Source organism: Bacillus sp. FSL E2-0195 (assembly GCF_038003645.1).
Classification (GTDB): Bacteria; Bacillota; Bacilli; order Bacillales; family Bacillaceae_G; genus Bacillus_A; species Bacillus_A mycoides.
Genome location: NZ_JBBOPN010000001.1, coordinates 2,611,027 through 2,630,034, shown reverse-complemented (window position 1 = coordinate 2,630,034; position 19,008 = coordinate 2,611,027). Strand labels below are relative to the sequence as shown.

Sequence of the window (19,008 nt, the reverse complement as noted above, 5' to 3'; positions counted from 1 at the left end):
TTACGTATTTACTTTATTTACATACAGGATTAAGATGTTTTTTAGAAATACAAAAACTACATCATATGGAAAAGCGATTTTTATTAATTGAAAAGAAAATTTGAAAGGAATGGGGAATTGTGAAGAAATTAGATGTATTATTAATGCTACTGAGCGGCCTCTTTCCAATTGCAGGAATGTTAAAGCAAATCCCTCTTGAACAATCTTTATTTATTGGAGGACTTTTATTTTTTACTAGTTTCGGTAGTTACTTTGCGAAAAAGATATATTCACGTATATGTAGCTGGATAGCGTATGCACCATTTATAACATTACTGTTAGTCATTTGGAATCAGGATATTTCAATAAGTTCAATAATAGCGAACGCGAAAATCGCCGCTTGCATTGCGTTAATTCCGTGTTTATTCCGGTTTCGTACATACGGGCTTACTTTGGGCTTATTCTCATTATGGACCGCCTTACTATGGGATATAAAAGAAGTACAGTCGTTAGTCATACTTGAGCGTATGACTAGTTTAATGACAAGCCATTACTTATATATTCTCCTTTTAGTTGGAGGACTTATATTAGGTGGATTACTTGCGATGTTATTACATCGAAAAGAAAAAGATAATAAAGTTGAAAATACAAATATATTTAAACAAAAAAAGAAACGCAACAAACCAACATTTAAAATTCGTATTCCTAGATTACCAAAGTTTAAGATAAAATTATTAAAGTTTGGTGGGAAATCTTCTAAACGAAAAACACCAGAAACAATTTATGAGCGTAATTATGATGAACCGGCTCAATCAAATCAAATGATAGAGCAAGAACCGCAATATAAAGTAGAAGCTATCCAAGGACAAACAAGGATGGAACGTCGAAGAAATAGGCATAATGCATAGTAAAATTAGTTAACCCCTTAATGATTTATCGTAGAATTGATAAATCATTAAGGGGTTTTATATATTCCTCTGTGTGCTTTTTTATCTCTCACATGTTTATTAGCAATTATCCAGTGAAATATATAAACTACTAGTAGTTACATAATACATTTTAGTAATGAGAAGAAATTAATACTTAACAAATCTTTATGTATGGCGGTTTCTGGGTAATCAGAAACTGCCTATTTTATATGGTTGCAAACATCGACTATTTGGAAAATCCCTTTGTTTTATTTGATGGAGATATAGTACCGCATATTGGTCATTCTTATTTAGGGCTATTTATTTCGATGAAGAGGATAGAGTGATTCGAAGCAGTCAAAAAAGAGCGTATGAAATATAAATAAAAAAGGACAAGCAGTCGTACCTACTGTCCACTAAAGGAGAAAAACATTTTGGTTTAGAACTACGAATAAACAGAAAATCTGCTTGTAATTATTGTTAACCTAAGTGTATTTATCTATACAATAAAAAAGGGATAAGTAAAATATACTTATCCCAAGAAAGGAAATTCAAAACACCAAAATGGCTCGTATTGGTCTACAGGTTCAAAACTAGTATATGTAAAATATAAAATCTCATACACAAAGCAGACAGCAATTTTAGTTGTCTGCCAGTTAGTCGAATGAGTTAGTCAATTGTGATAATTTGCTTTCCCATTACAAGAAGAGTGAAGTTGATAGTTCAAACAGCTTGTAGGTAGTGTTTACGATGTTTTTAAAAATATACAGAGAAAGCAGATAAGTGAAGAACCTATCTGCTTCGCTGTAACAAAAGAAAGAAGTACCAGCCGTGGATACAGCGGCTTGAAAATAGTATGTATTGTTTTTTTGAAAAGTATTCAAGGAGTGAAGTCTGGTGGAATATATTCTATATGGTGTATATGAAATCACTCAGTTAATCAGTGAAGCAAAGGGGAAAAAAATAATGAATATCACACAATTACGTGGAATATAAAAGAGGCTAACTAATCGAAAGCACTAGATATGGCGATCAAGGTAGCCTTGTAGATGAATGATATGAGACTAATAAAAGAATAACGAACTCAAGTCACATACGAAATTGACGATATCATCGAGCGAAAAGATAGACGTTGTTATTACAGTCATTCAGCTAATGAATAAAGCGTGCCCAACTGGTGAAGAGTTACACCAGTTGGATAGATCCCTTGATATACAACCGAAAAAAAGAGGTGGACAAGAAAAAATACCGATTTGGGAAGATAAAGAAGAAGTGGACAAGTGAAGGGAAACGGTATGAGAGAAATTAAATAGGATGAAGAAAATGCCTGAAACCGTTGACGTGAAAGTTATGTCGGATGATGAGTTTCTAAAGAAATATAAGGGCATATTTAAAAAGGAAAGACACCAATTCAAAAACTACTATAAAGATTGCAAGCAGAAACATAACGGTTTGTTATAGAAATTTCATTTTGGTCAGATAGATTTTTGTTTGGAGTTTTAAGACTGTTGCATTTTTTTTGTTCCCAAAACACAACTAATAATTGCAAGTAATGCACTTGAGGAGATGAAATTTACGGTCCAATAAATTCCTGTTCCAGTAATTAAGTCGATAATTACAAATTTTTTAATTGCCGAACTTTTTATTGTATGAAAAACAAATTGATTGTTATTGTTATCCAATGTTGTCACGTCCCTTATCTTTTTTAAAACATATGACAAGGTATGCTTGTTCTAGTCATTTAATCTCAAGAGAATGATAAAGAACCATAAAAAGAACAGCTAGCAAAAGCTAGCTGTTTCATAAATCAAAAACAAAAAATCAGATTGGTTTTGAAAAATGATTGAGACGAATTATTTAAAATGTTGTAGAGAATTTAGTAAGTCATTATGGATACGTAATAAGATTTGGATATCTTCTTCAGACAGTTGTTCTAGTGCTAGTTCCATTGCTTTATAAGAAGTAGAGTTTTCAATGGATCTCTTAGATATTTCTTGTCCTTTTGTTATTACTTTTAATTGTATTTCTCTACGATCTTCATGTGATTGTTTTCGCTCAATTAATCCTAAATTAACTAACTCATCTACATTTACACTCATTGTGCTTTTAGGAACTGAAAGGCGTTCTGAGATATCTTTAAGAGTAGTATTAGGAGTTGCATAAATTGAATTTAAGATGCCCATTTGTTGAACTGTTAATCCTAACGTAGAAGCGTTTTGATGAGTAAACTTTATAATTTCTTTGTTTATTTTTACAAATGAATGGACAATTTCACTGGCTTGTTTGATACCTTGTTTATGTAGACTCAAAGTAATAACTTCCTTTCATTTTAAAATAATTCAACTCGAAATTGTTCATTGATGAACTATTTTATTTTGAATCAAATTGTAGGGAAAGTCAATAAACGATATTGATAAAAAACCTAATAAAAAATTCATTTTGTAGAAATAAAAAAAGGTGATGAACGTCGCATCACCTTTTGATAAAGCAGAGCACTTTCAAAAATAAAGTATTCAAAATTAAAACAGAAGTTATCATAAATTTCTTTAATCTTTGACTTGAAACTTATCTTTAATATTAATAAATAATAAAAATAATATTATGGCAGATATTAAATTAGACAAGTAGAAATCTTGGTGGAACAGTAGTTCAAAGATGACATCGAAAGTGTATAATAAAGCAACAGCAGGTAATATGCAAATGAACATAAATCTCCAATTTTTTAAATAATGTTTGTAATAAGTATGTACTTTCTCCATAGATATTGCTCCTGTAATTTTTATTTTCTATATAAATATACATTTAAATAAAAGAATTTACAAAGCGTTTTAAAAATAAATAAAAAATATCGTGAAAGTGATGTGTAATAGAAGAAGTGTACTGAAATGTTAACATCTATACGAAATAAACATAAATTAACGCTAATATATCACTGTACTAATATGAAATTATAATTAGATATAATCTATAAAAAACTTTAAAACACCGTTACTAAAATGATACACTATAATCTACGTTATTTTAGTAATGAATAGAGGGATTTACATGATAGATAAAATCAAAAATGTTGTAGAGGATATGTACGAAGATGAAGCAAAACATTTACTGCAAAGCATTCTTATACAATTAGATTTATTAGAAGAGAACTATAGTGAAGATACGATTAAACACTTGATAAGTATACCTAAGCAACTAACGAGTAATACATCTTATAAAAAGAATGTAAAAGAAAGTACACACATTCATATCGCTTTTGATGATTCAACAACTGGGTGTTTAAAATATATGTTAAGTCAAGAAGAACTATTTGAGGAGAGTGTTGTTGCATTCTCTGAATTCTTTTCAATTGGACCGATTAATCAATTACATACGAATAAAGGGCAACTCGCAAGACAGCAATGGTTATTAAACAACTTAACTTCTTATGATAGTTATTTTGAAGAAGAATATTTACCAAAATTTATGGAAACTTTAGAAGAGCTACATTCTATTCCTAATGAAACACCGATTACCATTTGGAAGGCAGATAACGCACATGAACATGTAGGCCTTTGTTTTGTAATGGCGCAATTAAAAGGTAAGAAAAATATTCGAATCATTAATACATCTGAAATGAGTAGAGAAATATTAAACCAAGAGTATGATATACGTGGAACGGGAGAATTATCGCCCGAAAGTTTAGCTACTTTCCAAAATAGTTTTGCAGAATCACCGTTTTTAACTAAAAAAAGTAGAGTGAATCTTGAACACGAGTGGGATAGTTTATCGAATAGCATGGAATTTTTAAGAGTTTGGAAAGACAATGAAGTGCATTCTGTACAAGAAGAATATTTTGACCAATTCATTATTGAGTGTGCGAAAAAAGTAGGTGCTGATAAAGACTTCCTTAAAGCTCCGAGAGTAATTGGTGAAGCGCTTGGCCTTGTAGAGCAATTAGTTGGGGATACTTTCTTAGAGTATCGCTTGAAAGTATTAATTAAACAAGAGGTATTTGAATTTGAAGGTTTATTAGAGGAAATGCGTTTTTATAGTGTGAAGTTGAAAAAATAATAATATATTCCGTTTATAAAAAAGCTCGTATTTTTGAAAAAAAGATACGAGCTTTATTTTTTTAGTTTAATTTGGGCTATACATAAGCTTCCGATAGGTGTCATATCACATATGAATGTTAAAGGTAATGAATGAAAAGAAGGTGATTTGTTAATATGTATAACGAACAAAATTATCCATATGATCAAACGATGTATTATAATCCACAACAATACGGATATGAACCTGATATCGAAGTTAGAGAGGTTGAACTAGAAGATTATAGACCAGATGATGCGGAAGATGCTCCAACGTCACCACCACCGTCACAAGCTCCGTCTTTACCATCCACATTTGCTTCTCCAGCACAAGCAGGGAATATGAAATCATGGATGTGTAACTGTCTAGGAAGATGGGGCTATTTACGTTTGCATCGTCCTGGACCTTTCGGAAGAGACTTATGGTTTTTTCCGACAGAAGTAAGAAGAAGTGGGGTATCCGGCTACACTTGGCAAGCTGGTCGCCGCCGTAAAGTAAGTTATCGATATCAACAAATTAGTAATTTTATGTGCTTTGCATAATGGGAAGTGAGAGGGTAGAATGATTTTACTCTCTCACTTTTTTATTTTTCAATATTAGAAGTAAGATTTTAATTGAAAATTTACAATTTTTCAGTTCTTATTGAAGTATAATTCAAATATTGGGTTGATTTTTAAAAATAATTGAGAGTGAGGGAATGTAATGTCAATTAAAAATAAGGTTGGCCGAAAAATAGAAGATGGCATTAATTTAGCTTCTGCTCAGTTTAAAGAAGATGCATATGAAATTTATAAAGAGTCACGAAAAATGCAACCTATATTATTTGTAAATGAAGTTGAAATCGGTAAAGAATGGCTCATTACAAGATATGAAGATGCTCTGCCACTTTTAAAAGATAATCGTTTAAAAAAAGATATGGCAAATGTGTTTTCTCAAGATACAAAGAACATGTATCTTTCTGTTGACAATAGTGATCATTTAACAACGCACATGTTAAATTCAGATCCACCTAATCACAGTCGTTTACGATCTTTAGTTCAAAAAGCTTTTACACCAAAGATGATTTCACAATTAGACGGAAGAATTCAGAGAGTAGCGGATGATTTAATAAATGAGATAGAGCGAAAAGGTACATTAAATCTTGTGGATGATTATTCATTCCCATTACCGATTATTGTAATAAGTGAGATGCTTGGAATTCCAAAAGAGGATCAAGCGAAATTTAGAATTTGGTCTCATGCTGTCATTGCATCGCCAGAAACACCTGAAGAAATAAAAGAAACCGAAAAACAACTATCTGAGTTTATTACATATCTCCAATATATAGTTGATGTAAAACGAAAAAATCCAAAAGAAGATTTGGTTAGTGCGCTAATACTTGCAGAAAATGAAGGGCATAAACTTAGTGCTCGAGAGCTATATTCAATGATCATGTTATTAATTGTAGCAGGACATGAGACGACAGTGAATTTAATAACAAATACGGTATTAGCACTTCTTGAAAATCCGAAGCAATTACAGTTATTAAAAGAGAATCCGGAATTAATTGATTCAGCTATTGAGGAAGGATTGCGTTATTATTCTCCAGTTGAGGTGACAACTGCAAGATGGGCGGCTGAGCCGTTTCAAATTCATGACCAAACAATCCAAAAAGGAGATATGGTTATTATCGCATTAGCTTCAGCAAACCGTGATGAAACAGTATTTGAAAACCCAGAAGTATTTGATATTACACGAGAAAATAACCGTCATATTGCCTTTGGGCATGGTAGCCATTTCTGCTTAGGCGCTCCACTTGCTAGGTTGGAAGCAAAGATTGCTATTACTACTTTGTTTAAACGGATGCCATCGTTACAAATAAAAGGTGAGCGTGAAAAAATTAATTGGCAAGGTAATTATTTAATGCGTTCTTTAGAGGAATTACCATTGTCTTTTTAGAATAGTTATATTGAGACATGCATACATGACAAATGATTAACATAGAGTATGTATGTGTTATTTAAATTCGAAACGGAAGGGTGAAAACATCCCAATGATCAACTAATTCTATTTGTAAGAGATCTTCGTTAAAAAACGAAATATTCTTCTGAATAGGATTAGTATGTGCATGTATAGAAAAGGGATGTGTTTCGCACTGCGAATATATAGTCTTTTCATATGATTTGTGCTGCCTCCTGTTCAGAACACGAAATAGGAGGATTTTTTATGTCGACGACTGCAGAAACGAAACAAAATCATGGGGTATCACAAGTATTAAAAAATCGATTTGTGCAAGGGATTCTAGCATCAGCATTATTTTTACAAGTTGGTATTTGGGTTCGTAACTTTGCGATATTACTTTATGTTATGGAAATGACGAAAGGTGATGCTTTTGCTATTTCGATGATTTCGGTTGCTGAATTTGCTCCCATTTTTATTTTCTCATTCATTGGTGGAACTTTTGCTGATAGGTGGAAGCCAAAGAAGACAATGATATGGTGTGAGACGTTAAGTTCTATTTCCGTATTCGCTGTATTAATTACTCTTATGTTTGGAACGTGGAAAATCGTGTTTTTTGTGACGCTTATTTCTGCAATCCTTTCGCAGTTTTCTCAACCATCTGGTATGAAGTTGTTTAAACAGCATTTATCAACGGAACAAATTCAATTAGCGATGTCTATATATCAAACAATATTTGCGATTTTTATGGTGTTAGGACCGATTCTTGGAACATTTATTTTTCATAGTTTTGGAATTTATACTTCAATCATCATAACAGGTATCGCTTTTTTACTTGCAGCAGCTGTGTTGTTATTTCTTCCGAAAGATCTTGAGAATGATAATGAGAAGAAAGAAATTACGCTGTTACAGGAAATGCTGGATGGTATTAAATATGTAAAAAAGAAAAAAGCATTAACTTTGCTAGGGTTTTGTTTTATGGCAGCTGGACTAGGTATAGGTTTAATTCAGCCACTAGGCATTTTTATTGTGACTGAGCAGTTAGGGTTATCAAAAGAGAGTTTACAATGGTTACTAACAGTAAATGGTGCGGGAATGATTGTTGGCGGGGCTTTAGCGATGGTATTTGCGAAAAACGTTGCTCCCCAAAAGATGTTAATTGTAGGGATGCTCGGTCAGGCAATTGGAATTGGTATTATAGGCTACTCCACAAATTTATGGGTGACACTTACGGCACAACTTTTTAGTGGTTTAGCTCTTCCATGTATCCAAATTGGTATTAATACGCTCATTATTCAAAATAGCGATACCGATTTTATTGGTCGCGTGAACGGCATTTTAAGTCCACTATTCACCGGTTCAATGGTAGTAACGATGAGTATAGCTGGTTCCTTAAAGGAGATGTTTTCATTAGGTACGATGTACGAGGGGACGGCTCTACTATTTATAATTGGATTATTGTTTATTTTACCTATATACAATTTAAAGCCAGTAATAGCAGTAGAAAGTGAAATGAATGGTAAAGGAAGTGCTGTGCAACATGAATCCTAATCCAAATGTTAAATATCCTATTGAAGGAAATCAAAACGTTCATTTTATAAAAAATACAATAACGAAATCTAATATATTTGTTGGTGACTATTCTTATTATGATGCGAAAGATGGAGAAACATTTGAAGATCGAGTATTATATCATTATGAATTTATTGGGGATAGGCTTACCATTGGAAAGTTTTGTTGTATTGCAAATGGAGTTACCTTTATTATGAACGGAGCGAATCACCGGATGGATGGATTTTCGGCATATCCATTTAATATATTTGGAAATGGGTGGGAGAAATATACACCTAGTTTGTCTGATTTACCTTACAAAGGTGATACAGTTATAGGAAATGACGTTTGGATTGGTATGGATACAACTATTATGCCCGGAATAAAAATAGGGGATGGTGCAATCATTGCAGCTAAATCTGTTGTGACTAGAGATGTCGTACCATATACAATTGTTGGCGGAAACCCTGCAAATAAAATAAAGGAACGATTCACAAATACAATAATAGAAGAATTATTGCAAATTCAATGGTGGCATTTTGACATTGAAAAAATAACCGAAAATATAGATGCTATTGTACAAGGAGATATTGAACCATTAAGAAAGTTAAAAAGGTAATAAAAAATGCATGACAAAGAGTATCATACCTCCGAATTTTGTTAATGATAATAGAACAAGGAGGTGTGATACTATGGCACAAGACGTTTTATGTGAAGTAAACAACTGTAAATTTTGGGCTAACGGCAATAAATGTAGTGCAGATGCAATTTATGTAGTAAGTCATAAAGGTAAACATGCATCTACAACTGAAGAAACAGATTGCAAAACTTTTGATCCAGAAGTATAAATTTTTGAAGGGTAGCCAAATCGTGGTTGCCCTTTTATTAATTATAGTATTGATAATAAATCTCATTTTCATTCATTGTTTTTAACTTTTCTTTTTATTTTTTCATATTTTCTTCATAAGTGATGCAATCCAGAGCAATTCATGTTCAATACGTGATTTACTAAATTCAATGACTTCTGTAATAAAAGATGAGCTAACATGTAAAGATTGAATAGCAGTAAGTTGTTTATGTAGTACGTCTTGGCGTATTGTTAAAATTTCTTTTCTAGCTTCGTAATCAAGTTTTTCAAATAGCGCGATACGCACAAGGAACTCAGCGTTATTTGTCGCAATCTTTTCGGGAAACTCTCTTAACATTTCAGAAAAAATTTCTTCTCCTGTTTCAGTTATGTCGTACATATTTCGATTCGGCTTTCCGACTTGTTTATGTATTTGTTTAATTATAGCCCCCATATTTTCGAAGCGCCGAAGAGCGGGATACAGTGTATTATGGGGTTCAGCCGAGATACGTGTAAAAACGGGTCATAAGCTGCAATATATTTCCATTATTGGTTTTTTAGTTAAAAATATCTACCTCATGATTAACAAAAAGCTGATTACCTATGCGCTATAAATGAACTGCCCCCAATTGTTAAACAAAACCTAGCAATTGGGGGCAGTTCATAGTTATCATTTGACTCTTCTAGTGACTTTCTCAAGTAAAGCACCCTTTGGTTGAATAAGATTTATTTATTCATTCCCATCAATCGCTTAATTGTTCTTATTTGTCCACGATGATTAATTTCGTCTTCCATAACGTGAAACCACAAGTAGTAATTATTATAAGGCACACCATTATCCCACTTGTTTTCCTCGAATAACCAGCTATCTTGTTTTGATTTCAGATATGTTAGTGTATTTTCTCTAACTTGTGATAATTCATTCAAATAATAATCTAAAGATTGCTTTTTTATTCCTTCCCTTGCTTTGTCTCCAAGTTCTAAAGAAATTCGCCACTTTAGATATTCACTTTCAGTTAAATCTCTTTTTTCAAACGAGATAACTTGATGAACAAACTCCATCGCTGCAATATGTGATAAGAGAGAACCAATAGTGTTTGAACTACCGTTTGGTAAGAAATCTAAATCACTTTGGTTTAAATTGGAGATTTCGCTCAATGTAACATCTCTTGTATGTTCAAGCATTGTTACAAGCTCTCCAATCTTATTTGAATAGTTTTCTCTTGAAATTATTCTATAATCTATCATATATATCCCTCCAATTCATGCTAAGCATAAGTTTACCAATAAAATAAAAAAACAAAGTCTGAAAATTCATGTAAAATAATGATATAATTTAATTGAATATAAAGAAAAAGGAAACCTGTTTTTATCAGTGTTACCTTATCCAAGACTAAATTTTACCCATACATCATTTTTTTGATGTAGCTCTTGAAGATAAAAACTATTTAATTTTCAAGGAACAGTTATTAACTTAAAACTTATTATACGAGGAGGGTGTATCATGAAAAAAATATGCTTTGTATTAATTGTCGACGCTGGTATAAATTATGGTTCAATATTTTCTCTACCATTTTTAAGGAATCAGGATGATTTGAAGGGATATTTTTCTAAGTATTATGATGTTTCAATTAATTATATTAGGGATAAAAACTCAGTTGACTATTTGGTAGTTCCCAAACCGTGTCCACCTTTTGATAATGAAAATAATCTTCCAATAATTGAAGTACCAGCAATCTTATTTATGGAAAAGGATTTTGAAAAAATAAAGACTTATATAGACAATTATTTTTCTAATAACTCATAAAGAAAATAAAAGTACAGTAAAAAGAAGTCCGATAAAAAACGAGTGGCGTAGAATATTTCTATTAATCATTCGTTTTTTATTATATTTACATATCAGTCTATCGCAAATGAACTTGTACAACATATCAGAAAATATAGTGAGGTTAATATCGTTGAAGAGTTTGCTGCACCTTTACCTGTTACCGTCATATCCGATTTATTAGGAGTACCAACAACGGATCGTAAAAAGTTTAAAGAATGGTCTGATATTTTATTTATGCCATATAGTAAAGAAAAATTTAACGATTTGGATGTAGAAAAAGGAATTGCGTTAAATGAATTTAAAACGTACCTGCTTCCAATTGTTCAAGAGAAAAGATATCATTTAACCGACGATATTATTTCAGATTTAATACGAGCTGAATATGAAGGTGAAAGATTAACCGATGAAGAAATAGTTACTTTTTCTATAGGCTTATTAGCGGCAGGTAATGAAACAACTACAAATTTAATTATTAATAGCTTTTATTGCTTTTTAGTGGATTCACCTGGAATATATGAAGAGTTAAGAAAAGAACCTACATTAATTTCAAAAGCGATTGAGGAAGTATTACGCTATCGCTTTCCCGTTACATTAGCTAGGAGGATTACAGAGGACACAAATATATTTGGACCTTTTATGAAAAAGGATCAAATGATTGTTGCATGGGTAAGTGCAGCAAATGTAGATGAGAAAAAATTCTTACAAGCTTCTGAGTTTAATTTACACAGAATAGGAAATGAAAAGCATTTAACCTTTGGTAAAGGTCCTCACTTTTGCTTAGGGGCACCACTTGCACGTTTAGAAGCTGAAATTGCATTAACTACCTTTATAAATGTCTTTGAAAAAATAGAGTTATCTCCATCGTTCAATTTAGAAAAATGTATATTGGAAAATGAACAAACATTAAAATATTTACCTATTCTTTTGAAAACTAGGTAAAACGTTCAGCAAGGTACAAAATTACTGTACCTTGTTTTTAATTTCTCAATTGTAAATTTTAAGCAGGTTATTTAGTATGGAAGTGTGCGAAAAAGAGCAGAGGAGGATGTTTATGTTAATGTGTAATGGAAGTAAAACGTTTCAAACATTTATTAAAGCTGTAACGGATTTAATTGATAGTAATTTATTAGAAGATCAAATTGTTTGTGCGATTGAAAAATTATTAGAAGAACTTTTAGAAAAGAAAACATGGCTTCCACTAGAAAAACAGAAGGCGAATTCGGCTCAATATGCACGACATTTATTATATGAAGATCCTTTAAAGCGATTTGAAGTATTAGCTCTTGTATGGAAAGATGGACAATCTACACCTTTACATGATCATGATGGTACATGGGGAGTAGAAGGCGTTTTTACAGGAAGGATAATGGTGCAGAATTTTATACAAACTAAGCAGCTTGAAAATTCACTTGTTTATTTAACACATACAGGAAATCTTTATTTGGGAGAAGGAAAAACAGATAAAGTCATTCCACCAGCTGATTGTCATATTCTTGAAATAGCCGAAAATGAAAGCGTTGTCACGATTCATATTTACGGAAAACGTTTAGAAAAGTTTAAAGTATATGTCCCAACTGAAGAAAAGAATGTGTATATGTGTGAGACGAAATATATTAGTTATAGTTCATAGTTTAAAATCAAAAACTTTTCTTTAAAAAGAAAAGTTTTTGATTTTATTATTAATTATTTCTTGACCTGAAACGCTTTTCATAAATTATAAATAAGGAGTACTTCACGAGATCAGTATGAAAACGATACCTATTGTTTATAATGAACTCGTGTATTTATAGAAAGTGGTGAAGAAATAATGAAATTAATCGCAATTGATTTAGATGGAACTCTTCTTTCGGGGAATAAAATGATTAGTAAAGAGAATGCAGAAGCAATTCGAAAATGTCAGGAAGCGGGCCATGTTGTAGCAATTTGTACAGGACGTTCTATCGTCGACATTGAACGATTATTGTTAGAAGTTAATTTAGAGTGCCCAATTATCGCTGAGAATGGTGCACTTATATATAAAGATAAAAAAATGATGAAGAGATATCCAATTCAAAATATGCAAGCACTTGAGATTGTAGAATATCTTGAAGAGAATGGCTTATATTATCAGCTTTATACTAATAAAGGTGTATATGTACCAGATTATGGGGTAGAGAGTGTGCGTAATGAGATCGAATATGTGAAGAATTCAAAAGAAAATTTTGATTTGAAAGAGTTAGAAACGATTGCAGCATTATATCTCGAACATACAGCATTTCATAGTGCGGAAAGTTGTAAACCAATTGTAGAAACTGATATACATGTGCATAAGCTTTTACCATTTTCTTATGACATAGAAAAGTTAAAAAAGTTAAAAGCAGCGTTTCTGCATAATACTGATTTAGCAATTACATCTTCATATTGGCATAATTTAGAGATTAATCATCGAGATGCTCAAAAAGGAAATGGATTATATACTTTAGCAGAACATCTTAATATTCCAGTTGAAAACACTGTAGCAATAGGCGATGGCTTAAACGATGTTTCTATGATGGAGAAAGCAAATATATCAATTGCAATGGGAAATGCAGTTGAAGAAATAAAAGTGATGTGTCAATACGAAACGTTAACAAATGAAGAACATGGTGTCGCACATGCTTTATATAAATATGTAATGTAATAAAAAAAGAAAAAAAGAATCCAAATAGATTCTTTTTTTCTTTTTATTAGGGGTAAGGTATTCTATGAGATTCATAGAAGCCTTATTACAACTCATTATATAGAATATATTGGAATAAATGTTTATATTTTTCATGAAAGTTGTGAAACTTTTGTGAATTTTACGGTTATTGTATTTTTATACTGCTACTAGCAGCGCGTAACAATCCCATATTATTTTCTGTTTTTAATTGAAAAATAGAATTTGTTTGAATAATTATTCTACAGCTATATACCTAGGGGCACTTTCTTCGTATAATGAAGAAGTATGAATTTTGAATTTGTATAAATTTTACATATCGAGGTGAAAAAGGAATGAATGCGCGGCTAATGGAACTTATTGATGTGAGTACAATAGAAACCATGGCAGAACAATTTTATAAATTAACCAACATATCACATCAACTTCTTGATGCTGAAAACGAATGTATATTTTCATTTGGAATTAATGAAATGAAAGTATGTAAACTTCCCAAAATCGAAATCCCCCTTTTCTTATACAATCAATATTTAGGATCTTTTGTTGTATGGTCCAAACGAAGCGAAATTTTCAATTGCCAAAAATATTTTGAAATGCTTTCTAACCTCATTATAGCTGGGGTGAAAAAAGCAGTTCAAAGTAAAAATACATCGTTACTTTCTCGAAAAGAGGAAGAACTACATACGATCTTACAAAACATGCCTGTTATGGTTGATGCGCTTGACTATAATGGAGATTTTGTTTTGTGGAATCGAGAATGCGAGATTGTAACAGGTTATACTGCTGAAGAAATAATTGGGAATCCAAACGCTCTTCAATTACTGTATCCTGACCATAATTATCGCCATCAAATACAAAATAAATTTTTGACTCGTGGAAAAAATTTTAGAGATTGGGAAATGAGTTTAACATGTAAAAATGGTGAAATTAAAACGATAATGTGGTCCAATATATCTGAGCAGTTTCCTGTAACAGGATTTAGTTACTGGGCTGTTGGGGTAGATATTACACATTTAAAAACGATAGAAGGGCAATTAAAACAACAAACCTCTGAATTAGAATTAATTTTTAAAGCTTTACCAGATTTATGTTTTTTAACAGAAGACGATGGGACAATTATAGATTATAAAGCAGGATCTCCTACAAAATTTTACGTACCCGCAGAAGCTTTTATGGGAAAAAAGTTTTACGAAATATTACCGTCTCCAGTAGCACAGCAATTTCAAGAAGCAATTCGCCAATTGAAAGAAGAAGGAAAGAATGTAATTGTAGAATATCCTCTAACAATTAATGGAAGTATCGATTTCTTTGAAGCTAGATGTTTACCATTATTACAAGATAAAATTATGATCATTGTCCGCGATATTACAGAGCGGAAAAAGGCAGAAGAATTGCTAAATAAATCAGATACACTTGCGGCAATTGGTCAATTAGCAGCCGGTGTAGCTCATGAAGTGAGAAACCCATTAACGGTAATTAAAGGATTTATACAGTTATTCCAAATTAATAAAGAAGATCAAGAAAAATATTTTGACCTTATGCTTTCCGAAATAGAAAGAATAGAAGCAATCCTCCAAGAGTTTTTGTCGATTGCTAAAACTGATGAAATAAATACAGAAAAGAAAAATATTTATCAAATTTTTAAAAATGTCGTATCATTAATTAATACAAAAGCAATCATGACAAATATTCAAGTTGAACTATTTACAGATTCCAAAGAGATAATCATTGAATGCTCAGAAAATCAATTGAAACAAGTATTTATTAATATTTTGCAAAATTCAATTGAAGCAATGCTAAATGGGGGGGGAATTTCAATCCATATAAAAGAAATACATAAAAATGGTGTCGTTATTAGTGTAATAGATGAAGGAATAGGAATACCTGAAGAAAGAATTAAAAGATTAGGTGAACCTTTTTATAGTACGAAAGAAAAAGGTACCGGTATTGGATTGATGTTAAGTTATAAAATTATTGAAAGTCATCAAGGAACAATAAGTATAATGAGTGAGGTTGGCGTCGGGACAACTGTAACGATGTACTTGCCGAAAATTCAGAGTAAACAATCTCTATCAAATTGTGATGATAGATGTATTTCAATACGTTCTAATATTAATTCCTAAAATACCTAATACCCAATAACAAAGCTAAGCTTTTGTTATTGGGTATTTTTATATTTAATTTAGTAAACTTTACTTTTTCTTTATATTTGTTTTAATTTCTATTAAGTTTTAAACGTTATATTAATATACGTACAAAGTAATGTGTGGAAATTGTACATTACTTTTAATATAGAGAGCTAAAAAATATTTAAAATGTTGTAAGGAGGAGATTATGACAAGGTGAAAAAGAAAGAGAAAAAGAGTGGTAGAACACTACCTATACGGTTAAATATTTTATTCTTTTGCGTATTTTTATTATTTTCTGGAATTATAATCCAGTTAGGTAAAGTACAAATTTTCGATGGAGAAACATATAAGAATGAAGTAGAAAAAAGAGAGAATGCAACTGTTAGTCTTACAGTACCACGCGGCAAAATTTATGACCGTGAAGGGAATCCAGTAGTGGACAATAAGTCTTTACGTACGATTACATATACAAAGGTGAAAGGTGTAAAATCGGAAGAAATGCTAAAAACTGCAAGACAACTTGCAGAAATAATTGAAATGCCGCAAGAAGATATAGATAAGTTAACCGAGACGGATAAGAAAGATTTTTGGATGCAGTTAAATCCAAAACTTACTCAAGATTTAGTATCTAAAAAGGAAATAGATAAGTTTAGAGAAAAGGATATTAACGGAAAAGAGTTAGACAGAAAAATAGAAGAGTTAAAAAGAAAGCGAGTTACAGAAAAAAATCTTCAAGAATTAACAGCAAAAGACATAGAAGTGTTAGCTATTAAAAGTAAAATGACTTCAGGTTATCAAATGGCACCTCAAATTATTAAAAAAGATGTTAGTGAAAAGGAATATACTGTGATTAGTGAAAATTTAGCAAATCTCCCAGGTGTAGACGCATCAGTTGATTGGGAAAGGCTCTATGTAAATGATGGCTTATTCCGTTCAGTTCTTGGAAATGTTTCGAATGCTGATGAAGGATTACCACGTGAACGATTAGATTATTATTTAGTGCGTGAGTATAGCCGGAATGATCGTGTTGGGAAAAGTTACATCGAACAGCAATACGAAGATGTACTTCATGGTACGAAAAAAGAAGTAAGAAGTATTGCTGATAAACAAGGTGATACAATTAGAACAGAAACAGTTTCTGAAGGGAAAAGCGGCAAGAATTTAACGTTAACAATTGATATGGAATTACAGAAAAAAGTAGAAGAGAGCATAGAAAAAATATTAAAGGCCTATAAAGGTTCAGAATCGATGTTGGACCGTGCTTTTGTTGTAATGATGAATCCGAAAAACGGCCAAGTATTATCGATGGCTGGGAAAAGACTTGTAGAAAAAGACGGAAAAATGGAAGTAGAAGATTACGCTTTAGGTACGCTGACAAGTTCATATGAGCTTGGATCAACTGTTAAAGGTGCTACAGTATTAACCGGATTTGAAACAAAAGCTATAACACCGGGAACACATTTTTATGATGCACCTATGAAGTTTAAAGGAACTAAGGAGAAAAAGTCATGGAAAGATTTTGGAGATATAGATGACCTAAGAGCTTTACAAGTTTCCTCTAACGTTTATATGTTTAACACAGCATTAAAAATTGCTGGTGTGGATTATGTAAAGAACAGTTCACTAGATATTAAACAAGAATACTTTGATAAGATGAGATATTATTTCAGACAATTTGGTTTAGGTGTTCCAACAGGCATTGATTTACCGAATGAAACAGCGGGGCAAATTGGGAGAAAAGATAATCAGCCAGGTTTCTTATTAGACTTTTCCATTGGCCAGTATGATACGTATACACCACTTCAGCTTGCACAATATATTTCAACTATTGCAAATGGCGGGTATCGTATGAAACCACAAATTCTTCAAGAAATTAGAGAACAAACCGTTCAAAAAGATGAGGTCGGTAAAGTAGTACAATCAATAGAACCCGTTGTTTTAAATAGAATTGATATGAAAGAAGAATATATCAATCAAGTAAAAGAAGGCTTTAGGAAAGTATTCCAAGAAGGGGATGGAACGGGAGTAAAGGCGTTCCAAAAAGCACCCTATAAACCAGCTGGAAAAACAGGAACTGCACAGACTGTATACGGTGGAGAAAGTGATATTGGGAGAAATGAGAAAGGCGATCGTAGAGAATGCTATAATTTAACATTAGCAGGATATGCGCCATATGACGATCCAGAAGTAGCATTTTCTGTTGTTGTGCCATGGGTTATAAATGATAAATCAGGTATTAACTCTGATATTGGAAAAGATGTTTTAGATGCTTATTTTGATTTGAAAAATAAGCGATTAACTGGCGAAGCACCAAAAATAGATGACTCTAAAGAGAATTAAAATATACGAAACGTCTCTAGCAATTATATGAACTAGAGACGTTTTTTACATACGAATAGATTAGAAATGAGGTATCTATGAAGCAATTGATTCTAAAAGATTGGAGAAAAATATGTAGCTATATTTTAATTATAATAGGAATTATTTTTATTAATAAGTTATTTTTCTTCTTTTCATCATGGTGATGTTGTAATAATAAAAAAAGAAGACTCGCCTACATACTACGTGAAACGAATTATTGGATTACCAGGGAATAACATACAATTAAGAGACGATGAGGTATATATTAACGGTAAAAAGCGTGATGAGTCGTATATACAGTTAGATATGTCACAAGTATCAAATCGTTTTTCAAACTGTAGAGAAATGAAAGTTCCCACGCATAAATTATTTGTGTTAGGTGATAATCGAAATCATAGTAAAGATAGTAGGAATACGCTTGGACTAATTGATGAGTCAAATATAATAGGTAAAGTGAAAATGGTATATTATCCATTTGATCAAATAAAATGGATAAAATAATTCTATTAGATTTGCACGTTTTATAAAATAAATCATATATTGATAGCATAGGACAAGCAGAAAAGCTTATCCTAACCTCACAGAACACTCCTTATCACAGTTAGGCATCTACATTTTATGTAGATGCCTTTTTCAATGCCTGATAATTATTTATCAACCTAAAGTAGTAAGTATATTGGGACTATTAAGGGAAGGTTGCTTGTAATAATAACAGTACGATT

At 31.7% G+C, this 19,008-nt stretch carries 19 protein-coding genes and 2 pseudogenes; 16 read left to right on the top strand and 5 right to left on the bottom strand.

Annotated elements, in window-relative coordinates; translation table 11 throughout:
* The first annotated feature begins 119 nt into the window (after positions 1–119).
* The 3 genes from MHH59_RS13375 (at position 120) to MHH59_RS13365 (ending at position 2,348) form a co-directional block, all read left to right on the top strand.
* Positions 120–887, top strand: a complete 768-nt coding sequence (locus MHH59_RS13375; protein ID WP_002013140.1) for a DUF3959 family protein — start codon at positions 120–122, stop codon at positions 885–887.
* Between the two features lie 1,101 nt (positions 888–1,988).
* A complete protein-coding gene (locus tag MHH59_RS13370; protein ID WP_033708104.1) occupies positions 1,989–2,171 on the top strand; it encodes a hypothetical protein in 183 nt (60 codons plus the stop codon).
* Between the two features lie 39 nt (positions 2,172–2,210).
* Entirely contained in the window at positions 2,211–2,348 is a 138-nt protein-coding gene (locus tag MHH59_RS13365; RefSeq protein WP_002168260.1) for a hypothetical protein, read from the top strand.
* A 38-nt stretch (positions 2,349–2,386) separates the two neighbouring features.
* Here the strand turns inward: MHH59_RS13365 and MHH59_RS13360 are convergent, their stop codons facing one another.
* The 3 genes from MHH59_RS13360 to MHH59_RS13350 all read right to left on the bottom strand — a co-directional run bounded on the left by MHH59_RS13360 (position 2,387) and on the right by MHH59_RS13350 (position 3,646).
* A complete protein-coding gene (locus tag MHH59_RS13360; protein WP_201057148.1) occupies positions 2,387–2,569 on the bottom strand; it encodes a hypothetical protein in 183 nt (60 codons plus the stop codon).
* 171 nt (positions 2,570–2,740) lie between these two features.
* Positions 2,741–3,196, bottom strand: coding sequence for a MarR family winged helix-turn-helix transcriptional regulator (locus MHH59_RS13355; protein ID WP_340851404.1), 456 nt, complete (start codon positions 3,194–3,196; stop codon positions 2,741–2,743).
* A 237-nt stretch (positions 3,197–3,433) separates the two neighbouring features.
* Complete coding sequence (locus tag MHH59_RS13350; protein ID WP_002127657.1) at positions 3,434–3,646, bottom strand: hypothetical protein; 213 nt, start codon at positions 3,644–3,646, stop codon at positions 3,434–3,436.
* A gap of 286 nt (positions 3,647–3,932) precedes the next feature.
* Here MHH59_RS13350 and MHH59_RS13345 point away from each other — a divergent pair, with 286 nt between their 5' ends.
* The 6 genes from MHH59_RS13345 to MHH59_RS13320 all read left to right on the top strand — a co-directional run bounded on the left by MHH59_RS13345 (position 3,933) and on the right by MHH59_RS13320 (position 9,292).
* On the top strand, positions 3,933–4,937 hold the full coding sequence (locus MHH59_RS13345) for a DUF1835 domain-containing protein (protein WP_002013147.1): 1,005 nt from the start codon (positions 3,933–3,935) through the stop codon (positions 4,935–4,937).
* Positions 4,938–5,092: 155 nt separating this feature from the next.
* A complete protein-coding gene (locus tag MHH59_RS13340) occupies positions 5,093–5,497 on the top strand; it encodes a hypothetical protein (protein WP_002127656.1) in 405 nt (134 codons plus the stop codon).
* A gap of 160 nt (positions 5,498–5,657) precedes the next feature.
* On the top strand, positions 5,658–6,893 hold the full coding sequence (locus MHH59_RS13335) for a cytochrome P450 family protein (RefSeq protein WP_002168262.1): 1,236 nt from the start codon (positions 5,658–5,660) through the stop codon (positions 6,891–6,893).
* A 267-nt stretch (positions 6,894–7,160) separates the two neighbouring features.
* Entirely contained in the window at positions 7,161–8,444 is a 1,284-nt protein-coding gene (locus MHH59_RS13330; protein WP_003189501.1) for an MFS transporter, read from the top strand.
* Positions 8,434–9,063, top strand: coding sequence for a Vat family streptogramin A O-acetyltransferase (locus tag MHH59_RS13325; RefSeq protein ID WP_002127653.1), 630 nt, complete (start codon positions 8,434–8,436; stop codon positions 9,061–9,063). Before MHH59_RS13330 ends, MHH59_RS13325 begins: the two co-directional genes overlap by 11 nt.
* Before the next feature lie 73 nt (positions 9,064–9,136).
* Entirely contained in the window at positions 9,137–9,292 is a 156-nt protein-coding gene (locus MHH59_RS13320; RefSeq protein WP_000046089.1) for a DUF1540 domain-containing protein, read from the top strand.
* A gap of 102 nt (positions 9,293–9,394) precedes the next feature.
* Here MHH59_RS13320 and MHH59_RS13315 read toward each other — a convergent pair whose 3' ends face one another.
* Positions 9,395–9,799 carry a PadR family transcriptional regulator gene (locus MHH59_RS13315; RefSeq protein WP_087973865.1) on the bottom strand — a complete coding sequence of 135 codons (405 nt, stop codon included), beginning with the start codon at positions 9,797–9,799 and terminating at the stop codon, positions 9,395–9,397.
* Between the two features lie 218 nt (positions 9,800–10,017).
* Positions 10,018–10,539, bottom strand: a complete 522-nt coding sequence (locus MHH59_RS13310; protein WP_000568385.1) for a DinB family protein — start codon at positions 10,537–10,539, stop codon at positions 10,018–10,020.
* A 256-nt stretch (positions 10,540–10,795) separates the two neighbouring features.
* Here MHH59_RS13310 and MHH59_RS13305 point away from each other — a divergent pair, with 256 nt between their 5' ends.
* The 7 genes and pseudogenes from MHH59_RS13305 (at position 10,796) to lepB (ending at position 18,787) form a co-directional block, all read left to right on the top strand.
* A complete protein-coding gene (locus MHH59_RS13305) occupies positions 10,796–11,098 on the top strand; it encodes a hypothetical protein (protein ID WP_000717620.1) in 303 nt (100 codons plus the stop codon).
* A gap of 93 nt (positions 11,099–11,191) precedes the next feature.
* Positions 11,192–12,058, top strand: a pseudogene (locus tag MHH59_RS13300) (cytochrome P450); the annotation flags it as partial.
* A gap of 112 nt (positions 12,059–12,170) precedes the next feature.
* Positions 12,171–12,749, top strand: a complete 579-nt coding sequence (locus tag MHH59_RS13295) for a cysteine dioxygenase family protein (RefSeq protein ID WP_033713750.1) — start codon at positions 12,171–12,173, stop codon at positions 12,747–12,749.
* A 177-nt stretch (positions 12,750–12,926) separates the two neighbouring features.
* The gene (locus MHH59_RS13290) at positions 12,927–13,778 is read left to right on the top strand and encodes a Cof-type HAD-IIB family hydrolase (RefSeq protein WP_016127076.1); all 852 of its coding nucleotides are present in this window, start codon (positions 12,927–12,929) and stop codon (positions 13,776–13,778) included.
* Between the two features lie 353 nt (positions 13,779–14,131).
* Positions 14,132–15,919 carry a PAS domain-containing sensor histidine kinase gene (locus MHH59_RS13285; protein ID WP_002127645.1) on the top strand — a complete coding sequence of 596 codons (1,788 nt, stop codon included), beginning with the start codon at positions 14,132–14,134 and terminating at the stop codon, positions 15,917–15,919.
* 219 nt (positions 15,920–16,138) lie between these two features.
* Positions 16,139–18,265, top strand: a complete 2,127-nt coding sequence (locus tag MHH59_RS13280) for a peptidoglycan D,D-transpeptidase FtsI family protein (RefSeq protein ID WP_201056575.1) — start codon at positions 16,139–16,141, stop codon at positions 18,263–18,265.
* A gap of 77 nt (positions 18,266–18,342) precedes the next feature.
* Positions 18,343–18,787: pseudogene (lepB, locus tag MHH59_RS13275) on the top strand (signal peptidase I).
* The last annotated feature ends 221 nt before the right edge of the window (positions 18,788–19,008 follow it).

Excerpts from the sequence above, each read along its gene's own strand:
- MHH59_RS13365 (WP_002168260.1), top strand. The coding sequence starts at position 2,211 with ATGCCTGAAACCGTTGACGTGAAAGTTATGTCGGATGATGAGTTTCTA.
- MHH59_RS13350 (WP_002127657.1), bottom strand. The coding sequence starts at position 3,646 with ATGGAGAAAGTACATACTTATTACAAACATTATTTAAAAAATTGGAGA.
- MHH59_RS13345 (WP_002013147.1), top strand. The coding sequence starts at position 3,933 with ATGATAGATAAAATCAAAAATGTTGTAGAGGATATGTACGAAGATGAA.
- MHH59_RS13340 (WP_002127656.1), top strand. The coding sequence starts at position 5,093 with ATGTATAACGAACAAAATTATCCATATGATCAAACGATGTATTATAAT.
- MHH59_RS13335 (WP_002168262.1), top strand. The coding sequence starts at position 5,658 with ATGTCAATTAAAAATAAGGTTGGCCGAAAAATAGAAGATGGCATTAAT.
- MHH59_RS13330 (WP_003189501.1), top strand. The coding sequence starts at position 7,161 with ATGTCGACGACTGCAGAAACGAAACAAAATCATGGGGTATCACAAGTA.
- MHH59_RS13325 (WP_002127653.1), top strand. The coding sequence starts at position 8,434 with ATGAATCCTAATCCAAATGTTAAATATCCTATTGAAGGAAATCAAAAC.
- MHH59_RS13320 (WP_000046089.1), top strand. The coding sequence starts at position 9,137 with ATGGCACAAGACGTTTTATGTGAAGTAAACAACTGTAAATTTTGGGCT.
- MHH59_RS13310 (WP_000568385.1), bottom strand. The coding sequence starts at position 10,539 with ATGATAGATTATAGAATAATTTCAAGAGAAAACTATTCAAATAAGATT.
- MHH59_RS13305 (WP_000717620.1), top strand. The coding sequence starts at position 10,796 with ATGAAAAAAATATGCTTTGTATTAATTGTCGACGCTGGTATAAATTAT.
- MHH59_RS13295 (WP_033713750.1), top strand. The coding sequence starts at position 12,171 with ATGTTAATGTGTAATGGAAGTAAAACGTTTCAAACATTTATTAAAGCT.
- MHH59_RS13290 (WP_016127076.1), top strand. The coding sequence starts at position 12,927 with ATGAAATTAATCGCAATTGATTTAGATGGAACTCTTCTTTCGGGGAAT.
- MHH59_RS13285 (WP_002127645.1), top strand. The coding sequence starts at position 14,132 with ATGAATGCGCGGCTAATGGAACTTATTGATGTGAGTACAATAGAAACC.